Here is a 13,695-nt window from a genome sequence, read left to right on the forward strand (position 1 = left end):
ATTGGGAAAGAAAATTTTGATCAGTTAAAAGGATCAAATATTTTTATATTAAACATATTATAATGTTTAATATTTCTAGTAACTAGTATCATATTACTTTGTTTTGCCTGTGCAGCTATTAAAGCATCGATTGCATTCGTACTATCAATACTCATTAATTCACCCCACTCCTCACATATTTCTTTGTCAATATTAAGAATTCTTTCATTATAATCTATTATTATTCTTTCTAACCATTTTTCTAATTTCAAACTTGCTATTTTATCTTTCTTTGCTAATTTTGATATTCCCTTTCTTATTTCGCCGATAGTAATACCACTTAAGTATAACTGGCTAGAATGAATAATTGAAAACCATGCTGCTACTTGAGAATTGGATTTTTTCTTTTGAATTTCAGATACAACATTAGTATCTAATAAATATTTCATAATTCAAAATCTCTAGCATATCCTTTTGCTCTCTGAATATCCAAATTATCTGTCTTAGGTATGCTCAATAAATATTCTTTGAAATCAGGTTTTTGTTTAGTAAGTTGTTTATAGTCTTTTATACTAATAATTACAACTGCTTCTTCACCCCTTTTTGTAATACATTGAGGGGTACCATGCATTGCAATATCAATAATATTACTTAACTTATTCTTTGCTTCGTGTAACTGCCATTTATTCATATAAAATCCTCATATAGCTAGATTGTCTAGATTATTATAATATAAAGATGCAAAAAAATAAAATATTTTTTTATTAATTTGAGGTCTTAATAATACTCCTTGCCGATCTCGATTTTAGGACGATTGTTTGCTACTCGCCAATCGTTAGTATCACGGAAAGAATAAACACAGCCGCAAAATTCTTGTTTATAAAAGTGCTCTTCTTTTGCAATTTCGTACATTCTGCTAGCACCGCCATCTTTACGCCAATTATAAGTCCAATAGGTCACCCCTTCATAATGAGATGCCGCCCTAGTTCCTGATTCATTAATTTGGTTCATATCTTTCCATCTAGAAATACCAAGCGAGCTAGTTATAACTTTAAAGCCGTTCTCATAAGCATATAAAGCCGTACGCTCGAAACGCATATCAAAACACATTGTACAGCGTATACCTCTCTCAGGCTCAAGCTCCATCCCTTTAGCACGCCTAAACCAATTTTGTGGATCATAATCTGCATCGATAAATTCTATATTATGTTTCTCGGCAAATTTAATATTTTCGTTTTTACGAAGCTCATATTCTTTTTTAGGATGAATATTAGGATTATAGAAAAAAAGCATAAACTTAATGCCGGTATCGATCATTTTTTCCATTAAAGGGCCAACACAAGGAGCACAACAACAATGGAGTAAAACCTTGCTTTCACCGTTTGGTATTTCAAAAACTTCGCTCATATTAATTTACTAGATTCTTTTTATAGGTTTCTTTATAGAATTTTAGAATTATAGAAGATAACAAGGCAAGTGCAATTAAATAATATGCAATAGCATAATTGTCTCCGGTAACTTTCGTTAATATCATTGCTAACATTGGAGCAGTACCGCCAAATATAGCAGCTGCAAGGTTGTATGAAAGTGCAACACCGGTAAATCTTATGCTAGTCGGAAATATCTCTACTAAAACCGTTGGAATAGGCCCCATATAGATGCTAATAACTCCAGCAAATATTACTTGAGATATTATAGCTAAAGTAAAATTCATCGACCCTAAGGCTACAAAAATAGGATAGACTGATAAAATTAACAAGATAATCCCCCATATTAGTACAGGACGTCGCCCCACCTTATCCGAAACATACGCAGATATAGGAAATACTATCATCATTACGATTAATATTATACTACTAACAATTGTGCTTTGCTGATTAGTATAACCGAGTGTTTGCATAAAATTACCAATAAAAACCGTAGAAGTATAAAAAGGAGCAGTTACGGTAATATACAGACCAAGTGCGATAATTAGTTCTTTTGGGTATTTTGTTAATGTTTCTCGTAAAGGAAAACGTGCTAAACGCCTTGTTCCCTTAGCTTTTTTATAAATAGGACTTTCTGCTAGGTTTTTTCTAATATATAAACCTACGGAGCTAATAAATAAACCGGCAATAAAAGGTATCCTCCAACCCCATTCAAATAGCATATCGGCAGGCATAAAATAAGAAAAACCGGCTGCTGTACCAAGTCCAAGCAGCATACCGCCGCACATACTAACAAATGAGCTACTCCCCGCAAGTCCTCGCTGCTCGAACGAAGCATGTTCTACAATATACGAAATACAACCGCTAAATTCCCCTCCTAAAGAAAAACCTTGTATGAGTCTGATAATAGTTAAAATAATAGGAGCGGCAATTCCAATAGTTTTATAACTTGGTAAGAGCCCTATCCCGGCAGTCGGTATTGCCATAGCTATAATACCCATCACCAAAGCAGTACGTCTACCGAATCTATCACCTATATTACCGAAAATAATACCGCCGAGCGGTCGTACTACAAAGCCTGCAGCAAATACCGCAAAAGTTAACGTCTCTTGCATTTCTGAATCCGGAAAAAAATGCTGCCCTATAATATAAGCAAATTGCGCATATAATGCATAATCATACCATTCTAAAGCATTGCCGATCATGCCGGATATTACTACTTTTCTCATTAAGTTATTTTATTGATTTAAAAAAAGATAATAAGAGTAATATTTTATATTCTCAAGTAAAAATAGCTTTATTTCATGCGAATAGCTTTGCTTGCGTTGATACCGTAGTCGTCATTGCGAGGAGCGTAGAGATGTGGCAATCTAGAAAAATAATTAAAAAAATTCTAATTTACAGAATTTTTACTGGATTGCTTCGTCGAATTACTGCGTAATTCTTCTCGCAATGACTATACCCTATCTATGTTTTTCATTAACCACTTTCTTAGTTAATTTAACATTGATTTGAGAAGGAGAAACTTTAATATTTTGTTTGATGTTTTTTGTTTTTTCTTGAGATAGAAGACTTTCTTTATCATTTTGTAATGTTTTCATAAACTTATCTATATTGCTTTGTTCTAGTTTTATTGCATTATCATTATTCAAAATTAATCCTCCAATTTTTTCACCAAGTTCAGGTGCATATCTGACGGCAAAAATTGATGCCGGTACAACTATGATAGAAAAAGCCGCTCCTGCAGTCGCAACACTGATTGCTCCGACTAATAAAGCACACACAGCACCGGCGATTTTTCCAGTTGCTTGTTTAAATATATTACTTTTTTGTGTAAATACTAAAGACATCTCTAATATTTTATTAAATTCTTTCTTTATATAGATGGTTGCTTCATCAATATTATTATATTTCTTCATAGCATACATTACAGAAGCCTTAAATAATTTTTTGTGAGACTCCGCATAATTTATTATTTTATCAAAATTCTTCTCTTTTAAAAGAGTTTTAAATATATTTTTAATTTTTTCTTTTGCGGTACTATTTATTTCATCTCCAAAATAAACTTCTACAAGATTTTCTGCTATTATATCTTGTGATTGCTCTAAAATATTATTCTTATTTTGCTCATTTTCGTCTTCAGAAGTAATCATTATTGCAAATAACTCTAATGCTACGGAAAAATTATCATCGTTAATAACCCGCATACCTAAATAATTTTTGAGTCTAGAAATACATTTATTAATATATTTTTCAGCCTCTGGTTTAGAATTAAGCCTTAGCGTATAATCTATAGCAAGCATATTTGCAATAGTAGCGCAAGTAGATTTCATAAGATTATTGACAAAATTATTAACAATATCTTTTTTAAATAAATTAGTATTTACGTTATTAAGTACTATTGCATTATTCATTTTGGTAATTTATTTTGAGGCTAATTCTCTGATATATAATATCAATTTAGCATAAATAAGATTAGGAGCATGATTTACTGAAAGTTTATATATATTCTTAGGTGTTAACACTTCTTCTTTACGTACTCGTACAAAAGATATAAGAGTATTAGGAGGCATATAAGAATAAATTTCAGAGAATATTTTTAGAAAAGTCAAAAAATCTGCACATGCATATTTTATATTTATGCTATAATTATTTAAATGAATCGATTCACCTTCTCCTTCAATCGCCTGAACATTATTTTTAAAAAATACTGAATTTATAAATACATCTATAGGTTCTACTAAATCATATTTATTGCTTAAGCTTTTTATTTTAGGAATTAGTTCTTGATAATTTAAACAACTCACACTACTTGGCACGCTTAAATCTACATATTTTTTGTACGATTCTAATATTTCTTCTTTAGAGTTCATGACAGAATAAAGCTTTAAAACTTCCTCCGTTAGATTTTCTTGTAAAACTTGTTTATCAAGAATAGATTTACTGTATTCTTGCTGGAAAATTTTTATTATCCAAATAGTTAAGGAAATAAAGAAGAAATATATAATAAATTGAAAAAATATAAGATTCTTTAAATACATAATATATTTTTCAAACATTATTTTTACCTTGGGTTATTTAGTAACCGTTGCATGGTTTATGTCATTCCCGCCTACGCGGGAATGACATGGAATATTACGTTTTATTATCAACTATATTAACCGATAAAGGAATTACTACCTTACCGAATATATCAAGTATTTTATCCTTATATATAACATAATCTATCTGCAAATTAGATAATTTATTTTTTGCGTTTGTCATATGATCATCTAGCATCTTTAGAGATTCATCTACCGATAGATTATTAGTATGATATTTAAGTATTAACTTGATTATTAATTGTCTCTTAGAAACTAACAAAATATTATCTATATTTGTTAATTCCCATTTAATTTCTTCTAATTTAAAAGCCGGATTTAAAGTAATTATTAGCCTTTTAAGTAAATCAAACGGCAGTGGTACCGGTGCTTCTAGTAATTTTTCTATTACATATAAATCAGCTAGGCTAGTAGTATTTTTAATATAAGGATATTTATATTTGATATCATCATATTCTTGATTTGTTGCATAATATTTTTCATTAATAGAGTTTATGTCTTTGTAATTTTGTTTTGTATTATATTTGATAATACCGACCACTAATATTAATATTATAAGTAATGCACTATATAATTTAAATGTCAGATCCTTTATAGTAACTAGTTTTTTTATTGATTTTAAATTATTATTATAAGCGGGAAAACTCTTATATTCTAGAAACAGTCTACTAATATTCGTATCTATAAATCTTTCTTTTTCTAGAGTTTGCTTATTTAGTATATTATCAACCGGTATAAAGATTACAGGGCGTTCTTCAAAGTTTGTTGATTCTAATAAAGATTTTAACTCTTCATCTACTATAAGAATTATACAGGCTCTTTGGTCAAGATTACTTATATAGTTTTTAAATAATATCAAACAATCATTAATTTCTTGTTCTATAATACCTTGAACATAGCCGGTTGTTTTATCAAATGGATACTCAAGATTTCTAATTGTTATTATATTATTTTTATGTTTGATAATAAATTTTATACCGCTAGCTTGTGATGCATATACACAAATTTGAAAATAATCGTTATATTTATCATTTTCTATATTCTGCACTATTTTATTTATAATAACTTTTAGCTCTAACGTTAAAAAGTAAATTCCTTTTAAATCAAGAGATCTGTTATCTATAATGCATGAAATTATATCACTTAAAGGTGTTTCAAATGGACACGACATAATTAAAGTCGACCAAATTTCACTTGGGGTAGTAGTAATTTCGTAAACACAATGTGCTATAATGTCTTCTTTATTAAAATAACCTTCAATAAATTGTTCAATAGGATCAAGTTTAACTATTGACTGTAATATAGGTATTTGATCGTGCCGTGTTTTACATTCACTGCCGTCAAGTAAAAAATAAATATCGCTTTTTGGAAATTTACTAAAAAAGTTTTTATAAGGATTTAAGTCTATCTGTTCCCGAGTAGGGATAAATAATTTATCTAATAATTTATTATCGAGAAAAGTACTAAGAAATACACCTTTATTACCTAGTAACACCACAATCTTTTTTCTTTTGAAAGAAAATATTTTTAATTTTGTAGCAAATTGAACAAAATGTAATTTGATCGAATCAAAAATATTTTTCATAAATAAATTTATTTTAATCATAATTCAGTGTATTTTACTATACTGGACGTCATTTCTGCGTGGATACCCGAACCGTCATTGCGAACGACTGATAAGGAGCGTGGCAATCTCAGGACTTTGGCACGAGATTGCGTACGTACAATTACTACGTAATTTTCCTCGCCATGACGAAAAATGATCCTCTCCGGAATGACATAACATTAAATAATATATCTTACCATGACTAAATTTACCACCGAAGAAGTTAGAAGTAAATTTATAACTTACTTTAAAGCAAATAATCATACACATGTACCGGCCAGCTCGTTAATTCCACACAATGACCCTAGCTTAATGTTTGTTAATTCCGGAATGGTACAATTTAAAAATGTTTTTACCGGACAAGGAAAAAGACCTTATAACAAAGCGGTAACTAGTCAAAAGTCTCTTAGAGCCGGCGGCAAGCATAATGACCTTGAGAATGTCGGTTATACGGCAAGACATCATACCTTTTTTGAAATGCTAGGTAATTTTTCATTCGGTGACTATTTTAAAGAACAAGCCATATATTACGCTTGGAATTTATTAACTAAAGAATTTGAACTCCCAAAAGACAAGCTTTATGCAACAATTTATCATACTGATGACGAAGCAGCTGCTTATTGGAAAAAAATAGCAGGTTTTGGGGATGATCACATCATAAAGATCAAAACAAACGATAATTTTTGGTCAATGGGTGATACTGGCCCTTGCGGTCCTTGTTCCGAAATTTTTTACGACCACGGTGAACAAATATATGGCGGACTTCCTGGTACTAAAGATGAAGACGGTGATAGATTTATCGAGATTTGGAATATGGTATTTATGCAATATGAACAAATCGATAAAGATACTAGCATAGAATTATCGCAAAAATCTATCGATACCGGTATGGGTCTTGAGCGTATGACGGCAGTATTACAGCATGTTAACAACAATTATGATATAGATTTATTTCAGGAAATAATTAATTTTACCGAAAATATAGTAAAAGTGAAAGTAGAGGGAGAAGCTAAATTTTCTTACCGAGTTATTGCCGACCACTTACGAGCAAGTAGCTTTTTAATAGCTGACGGCGTTATTCCTTCAAATGAGGGGCGTGGTTACGTACTTCGCCGCATTATGCGAAGATCCATGAGGCATGCTCATATGCTTGGGTCAAAAGAACCGTTAATGTATAAATTACTGCCAAAACTTGTTGATTTAATGGGGAATGTTTATCCTGAACTTAAAAGAGCAGAAAGCTTTATAAGCAGTATCTTAGAACAAGAAGAAATTAGATTTAAAGCCACATTAGAACGTGGTCTCAAACTTCTTACCGAAGAAACAGAAACACTAACAAAAGGTAATGAATTATCAGGAGAAGTAGCATTTAAACTATACGATACTTACGGATTTCCGCTTGATTTAACCGAAGATATTCTAAAAAACCGTGATATTGCCGTTGATCACAAAGGGTTTGAAGAGCAAATGCTTATGCAAAAAGAACGTGCTAGAAAATCTTGGCTTGGCTCCGGTGAATCAAAAACCGATCAGTTGTGGTTTGATATCAAAGAGCAACATGGTAGCACGGAGTTTTTAGGATATACACTTAATGAAGCAAAATGTAAAATAATTGCATTAATCAAAAATAATAATTTAGTTAATGATATAAAAGAAATAGATACACAATTCCTACTAATCAGCAACCAAACTCCTTTCTACGGTGAATCAGGCGGTCAAATAGGTGACATCGGAACGATATTTGCAAAAGATTCTGAAGTAGAAGTAATAGATACTTTAAAATATTTAGGTTCTATTATAGTCCACAAATGTATTTTGAAAAAGGGGCAGATTAACGTAGGCGAGAATGCTAATTTTAGTATAGACATAAGATATAGGCAAAATTTAAGAATTCATCACTCGGCAACGCATATATTACATGCAATACTGCATGAGGTACTTGGGAAACATGTTACTCAAAAAGGTTCGTTAGTCACTCCGACTTATTTACGCTTTGATATTAGCCATTCTAAAGCTGTGACTAATGAAGAAATCACTTTAATCGAAGATAAGGTAAATGAGATTATTAGAGATAATCATGAAGTAACTACTACATTAATGGCAACTGAAGATGCAGTTAAACAAGGAGCTATGGCACTGTTTGGCGAGAAATACGACTCTGAAGTAAGAATAGTTAAGATGGGTGAGACTTCTTTAGAATTATGCGGCGGTACGCATGTCAGACGTACCGGTGACATCGGTTGCTTTAAAATCACAAGCGAAAGTGCTATAGCAGCAGGTGTTCGTAGAATTGAAGCAGTTTGCGGTGAATTCGTAATTACATTAATGAGAGAAAAGGATAGTTTACTTAAATCGATAGAAAGCAGTTTCAAAACTAATAAAAATGAACTTATTACTAAGGTTAATAATATCTTAGAGCGTAACAAGGAAGTTGAAAAAGAGTTAGAAAAAACTCTTTTAGCTAGTTTAGATTTAAGTATAGAGCAAATTGAAAAGCAAGCTGCACAAATAACAGGAATAAAACTATTATATAAAAAAGTAGGAAATATAGACAATAAAATATTACGTCAAGCTGCCGAAAATTTAACAAAAAAAGTAGAAGATTTGATAATGGTATATATTGCCGAGGGAATTGGTAAATTATCTATTACGGTTGCGGTGAGTAAAGCTATAACAGACAAATACAATGCAGATATAATTGCAAAAAAACTTTCTTTATTCTTAGGTGGCAGCGGCGGAGGTGGACAAGCAAGCCTTGCTCAAGCCGGTGGAAATGATATAGGTAAGCTAACTAACATCCATGAAAAATTATACAGTTTATTGACAGTGTCGTAGTGTACTAATTTAGGACGTCATTACGAGTGTGCTTTGTAGATGATACCCGGTTGTCATTGTGAGCAACCGTAGTACTTGCGTGGCAATCTCGTCAAATATCCTGAGATTGCTTCGTCAATTACTTCGTAATTTCCTCGCAATGACAAGGTGGTATCCACATAACAATGACAAAATTTATGGTTGTTAATACGCTGCTTTCACAAAATAAAGACCGGAGGCGGGAGCAGTAGGACCAGCGGCTTTTCTATCTTTGGCTTCTAAAACATCTTTAATTTGTTCTGCCTGCCAAATATTTTTACCAACAAGTACTAAACTGCCGACAATATTACGTACCATATGATGCAAAAATGACGGGGCTGAAAGATATAATTTTATTTCTTCGTCTTCTTTAATAATATTAAGTTCAGTTAAAGTTTTAATCGGTGATTTTGATTGACATGAGCTAGCCCTAAATGAAGTAAAATCATGTTTGCCTAATAGATAGGCGGCAGCTTGTTGCATAGCCGGAACATCTAAAGGTGAACTAATCCACCATGCTCTATTTAAATCAATTACCGATGGATAAGGTCTATTAATAATTCTATATATATAATAACGAGAAGTAGCCGAAAACCTAGCATGAAAATTATTGGGGACTAATTCACAATTCCATACTCCTACGGCATACGGTCTTGCAAAATAGTTGATAGCTGTAATAATTTTGTGAGGTTCTAAATATTTTGAAAGATCAAAATGTGCTACTTGACCTATAGCATGAACACCGGCATCTGTCCTTCCTGACCCAAACAATATCACCTGTTCACCGGAAAATTTATAAATCGCTTCTTCTAATATCTGCTGTACCGACATTACTCCTGCTTGTCTTTGCCAACCTGCAAGATCCGTGCCTAAATATTCAATGGTAATTTTATATCGATACATAATAGCCCACTGTCATCCCGTGGCTTGACCACGGGATCTTGTATCGTGTCCTGAGATCCCAAATCACGGGATGACAGTATAAGTATTATCATGCTTCTAGTAAATCCGATGGATTACCGTCACCACGCTTTCCTCCGCTTCTAAAGCTATTAAGTTTTTTGGATCTAATAGGATGTTGTAACTTTCTTAAAGCTTTTGACTCGATTTGTCTTATACGTTCTCTAGTTACTTTAAATTGCTGCCCTACTTCTTCTAATGTATGGTCAGTATTCATACCTATACCGAAACGCATTCTAAGCACTCTTTCTTCACGAGGCGTCAGGGTTGCAAGTACTCTAGTGGTAACTTCTCGTAAATTTGACTGAATTGCCGCATCAATCGGTGCTACTGCATTCTTATCTTCGATAAAATCGCCTAATTGACCGCCGTCACTATCATCACCTACGGGATTCTCAAGACTTATAGGTTCTTTAGCTATTTTCATGACTTTACGCACTTTATCAAGCGGCATTGAAAGACGGTTAGCGATTTCCGTTGCTGTTGGTTCGTATCCGAGTTCATTAAGCATTTGTCTTGAAGTACGTAGTATCTTATTAATTGTTTCAATCATATGCACAGGAATACGTATAGTCCTTGCTTGATCGGCAATAGCTCTTGTTATAGCTTGTCTAATCCACCACGTAGCATAGGTAGAGAATTTATAACCACGGCGATATTCAAATTTATCCACCGCTTTCATAAGTCCTATATTACCTTCTTGAATTAAATCTAAAAACTGCAATCCTCTATTAGCGTATTTTTTAGCAATAGATATAACTAAACGTAAATTCGCTTCTATCATATCTTTTTTTGCTTGTAGCGTTTGTCTCTCGCTTTTTTGTATAGTATTCACTAGTTTTTTAAAATCATTAACTAAAAGACCGGTTTTAGATTCTATAACCGATAATTCAGCAATCATTTGATCTATATAATCCGATTCTTTAGTCATTAACTCTTTCCAAGCGACTTTTTTATTTTTCAGCATTTTTTCTTTCCATGCTGCATTGATAACCGATCCTATATATTCATCAAGGAAATTTTGGCGAGTTACTCCATATTTTTCAGCAAGTTTTAAAAAAGCTGTTTCTTTATTAATTAAATCACGATTTATTCCATACATCTTACCTAAAATTTCTTCCGTTCTTTTAGAATTAAAATGTATTTCCGAAACTTCATTTATTAATAATTCCAAATTATTATATTTTTTGCTATTTTGTAAAACCTTCGGCTCAAAAGATTTCTCATAACATTTTTTAGCTTCAATGAGTAGCTCCTCGCAGATAAAAGCAATCTTTTTCATACGCTCTATAATATTAGGTAATATCTGCGTTTCTACTCTAGACATAGATAAGTGATTATCCTCATGCTCTTCTCCTTCGGTCTCACTACTATTTTCTTCATCATTTTCGGGTGTTTCGTCATGTAACATGTTAGCTTCTAAATCTATCAAATCACGTAGTAACATTTTTTCATTAACTAAATCTTCATACCATACTATAAAACAACGCATAGCAATAGGGCTTCTACATAAGGAAGCAGTCATTGTTTTATGTCCTTCCTCAATCCTTTTTGCTATTTCTACTTCATGTTCACGAGTTAAAAGATCGACTCCCCCCATATCCTTAAGATATAATCTTACAGGATCATCGGTAGTACCTATATTTTCTTCTTCTACCTCATCCTCAGGTTCATTATCAACATTGGTAGATAGCTTAAATTCTTCATCCATTCCGATATCAAGCTTAATTTCATCATCTTCATTAGATTCTAAAATATCTACTCCTGCATCGGAAAATTTTAATATAGCTTCCTCTAATTGTCTTATTGAAGGATTTTTATTAAGAGGAAGAGCGTTGTTTATATCATCATAAGTGACCGGTATCTTTTTAGATTTAGCTTTTTTAAGTAAACTATCTATTTTATCTAGATCATTGTCTATATTGCTATTGCTCATTAAATACCTATATGCTTTTTTCTCTTAAAAGAAGTTTGAAATAATTAAGTTATCGTGTGATTAATAAAAGATTCGTTTAAAACTTGCAGTTCATTTGCAATCTTCAGAATTTCTTTTTTATATAGTAAAACTTTTTCAAAGTCGTGATTGTCAGTACTGTTTATGGTAATAGCGTATTCTTGTTGTAAATTTATTAGATAATATTTCTTATGTAGCCACTGCCATAATAAATCCAGTCTGATATTATTTTTATTAAATGAGATATCTAAAAACAAATTATCCGTTTTTGATAATAATAAAAAAATATCAAAAAAGCTAGTTTTTTCCACAATTGCAGTAATTTCACTTGCTTCTACGTTATTATCTATAATCTCGTTTAAATACCAATTACGGAATTCTTCAAGCGATTTATTATTAAAATTTAAATTTAAGATGAAATCTCTAATATCTTTTTCTTCAAGTATTATAGGAAATTTAACCAACAAAGCACAAAAAGCGTGTTCTAGTATTTCAAGCTCCGAATAGCCGTGACTTGAAATTATAGGAGCCAAATTTGAGTTTTTAGTTGTAGCTTTCTTCTGCGTTGTAACTAAATTTTGCCATATTTGATCTTTAAAAAACCTGTAATAACTTACTTTTAAATCACTATCCGATATTTTGCTGCAATAATTTTTTAAATTTTTTTCTAAATTAGCTTTTTCTTCCGCAGTTTTAAAACTCTTGCCGCTATACTCAATATGCCAAATCATTTCTGATAAGCTTATTCTTTTATCTATAAGCTTTGCAAAAAAATCAGCACCGTTTTTATTTACTGCATCGTCGGGATCAAGTCCGCTTGGTAACCTAATAAAAGAAATTTTCTTTTCACTATTAATAAGCGGTAATGCTAAGTTAATAGTTCTTATACTAGCTTTTATGCCTGCATTATCTCCGTCAAGACATAATATAATTTCATCGCCAGCACGCCATAATTTATGTAAGTGATTCTCAGTAACGCTAGTACCGAGACTCGCAACCGTTTCACTAAAACCTGCTTGATGTAGTGCTATAACATCAAAATAACCTTCTACTAAAATCGAATGATTTTTTTTATAGCTACTGCTTATCGCTTTATGCTCACCGTATAGAGTTTCACTTTTTTGAAATACTGTAGTTTCAGGTGAATTTAAGTATTTAGGCAGCCCCTCCCCTAGTACTCTACCGCCAAAGCCTACAATTTTATTGTAAATATTTCTAATTGGAATAGTAATACGGTTAGAAAATAAATTATATATTTCACCGTTTTCTCGCTTGCCGATTAGCCCTGCTTTACCAAGCTTTATAATATCTATATTTTTATCGTGAAAAAATTTTTCAAATTTATTATTCTTCGGGACAAAACCTATTGAAAACTCTTTTACTGTTTCTTCGGTAATACCCCTTTCGTGTAGATAATGTAATATTTCAGGTGTTAATTGTGTCCTGAAAAACTTATTGGCGAGTTCTAAAATATTTAGAATTTCATCGGATTCTTCATAAAATTCTTTCTGTTTTGCAGTTAATTTCGGTATCTCTATACCGTAATCGATTGCAAGCTTTATAGCAGACTCATTATAAGATAAACCGCTAATATTAGAAGTAAATTTTATAACGTCACCGGCTGCTTTACAACCAAAACAATAGAAAAATCTCTTACTATTACTAACCGTAAAAGATGGGGTCTTTTCTTGATGGAAGGGACATAAACCTACATAGTTACCGGATTTTCTAGTTAAAGCTACTTTTTGCCGCACTACATCCGATATGTTAATACGGTTTCTTAAGAACTCATAAAATTCCGGTGCAACTCTCATT

The 13,695-nt window shown here is 31.8% G+C and carries 11 protein-coding genes; 1 reads left to right on the forward strand and 10 read right to left on the reverse strand.

The genetic code is table 11. The features are described from left to right. Nucleotides 1-20: 20 nt before the first annotated feature. From RSL_RS06745 to RSL_RS06775, 7 genes are all read right to left on the reverse strand, one after another. Complete coding sequence (locus RSL_RS06745) at nt 21-428, reverse strand: type II toxin-antitoxin system VapC family toxin (protein WP_014273862.1); 408 nt, start codon at nt 426-428, stop codon at nt 21-23. Beyond that, complete coding sequence (locus RSL_RS06750) at nt 425-670, reverse strand: type II toxin-antitoxin system Phd/YefM family antitoxin (protein WP_004997145.1); 246 nt, start codon at nt 668-670, stop codon at nt 425-427. The genes RSL_RS06745 and RSL_RS06750 overlap by 4 nt, the downstream gene beginning before the upstream one ends. Before the next feature lie 86 nt (nt 671-756). After that, entirely contained in the window at nt 757-1,386 is a 630-nt protein-coding gene (locus RSL_RS06755) for an epoxyqueuosine reductase QueH (protein WP_004997144.1), read from the reverse strand. Between the two features lies 1 nt (nt 1,387). Continuing rightward, complete coding sequence (locus tag RSL_RS06760) at nt 1,388-2,635, reverse strand: metabolite/H+ symporter (RefSeq protein ID WP_014273863.1); 1,248 nt, start codon at nt 2,633-2,635, stop codon at nt 1,388-1,390. 234 nt (nt 2,636-2,869) lie between these two features. Beyond that, nucleotides 2,870-3,820 (reverse strand): RP853 family protein, encoded by a 951-nt coding sequence (locus RSL_RS06765; protein WP_014273864.1) that lies wholly within the window; start codon nt 3,818-3,820, stop codon nt 2,870-2,872. A 9-nt stretch (nt 3,821-3,829) separates the two neighbouring features. Further along, nucleotides 3,830-4,465, reverse strand: a complete 636-nt coding sequence (locus RSL_RS06770) for a hypothetical protein (protein ID WP_014273865.1) — start codon at nt 4,463-4,465, stop codon at nt 3,830-3,832. Between the two features lie 76 nt (nt 4,466-4,541). Further along, a complete protein-coding gene (locus tag RSL_RS06775; protein WP_014273866.1) occupies nt 4,542-6,113 on the reverse strand; it encodes a hypothetical protein in 1,572 nt (523 codons plus the stop codon). 198 nt (nt 6,114-6,311) lie between these two features. On the opposite strand from RSL_RS06775, the gene alaS reads away from it, so the two are divergent. Further along, nucleotides 6,312-8,948, forward strand: a complete 2,637-nt coding sequence (gene alaS, locus RSL_RS06780) for an alanine--tRNA ligase (protein WP_014273867.1) — start codon at nt 6,312-6,314, stop codon at nt 8,946-8,948. A gap of 183 nt (nt 8,949-9,131) precedes the next feature. Here alaS and truA read toward each other — a convergent pair whose 3' ends face one another. The 3 genes from truA to dnaG all read right to left on the reverse strand — a co-directional run bounded on the left by truA (nt 9,132) and on the right by dnaG (nt 13,694). After that, entirely contained in the window at nt 9,132-9,869 is a 738-nt protein-coding gene (gene truA / locus RSL_RS06785) for a tRNA pseudouridine(38-40) synthase TruA (RefSeq protein ID WP_014273868.1), read from the reverse strand. An 88-nt stretch (nt 9,870-9,957) separates the two neighbouring features. After that, a complete protein-coding gene (rpoD, locus tag RSL_RS06790) occupies nt 9,958-11,862 on the reverse strand; it encodes an RNA polymerase sigma factor RpoD (RefSeq protein WP_014273869.1) in 1,905 nt (634 codons plus the stop codon). 44 nt (nt 11,863-11,906) lie between these two features. Then, complete coding sequence (gene dnaG, locus RSL_RS06795) at nt 11,907-13,694, reverse strand: DNA primase (RefSeq protein WP_014273870.1); 1,788 nt, start codon at nt 13,692-13,694, stop codon at nt 11,907-11,909. Nucleotide 13,695: the final 1 nt, after the last annotated feature.

The sequence above is a fragment of the Rickettsia slovaca 13-B genome, assembly GCF_000237845.1.
GTDB classification, from domain to species: Bacteria; Pseudomonadota; Alphaproteobacteria; order Rickettsiales; family Rickettsiaceae; genus Rickettsia; species Rickettsia rickettsii.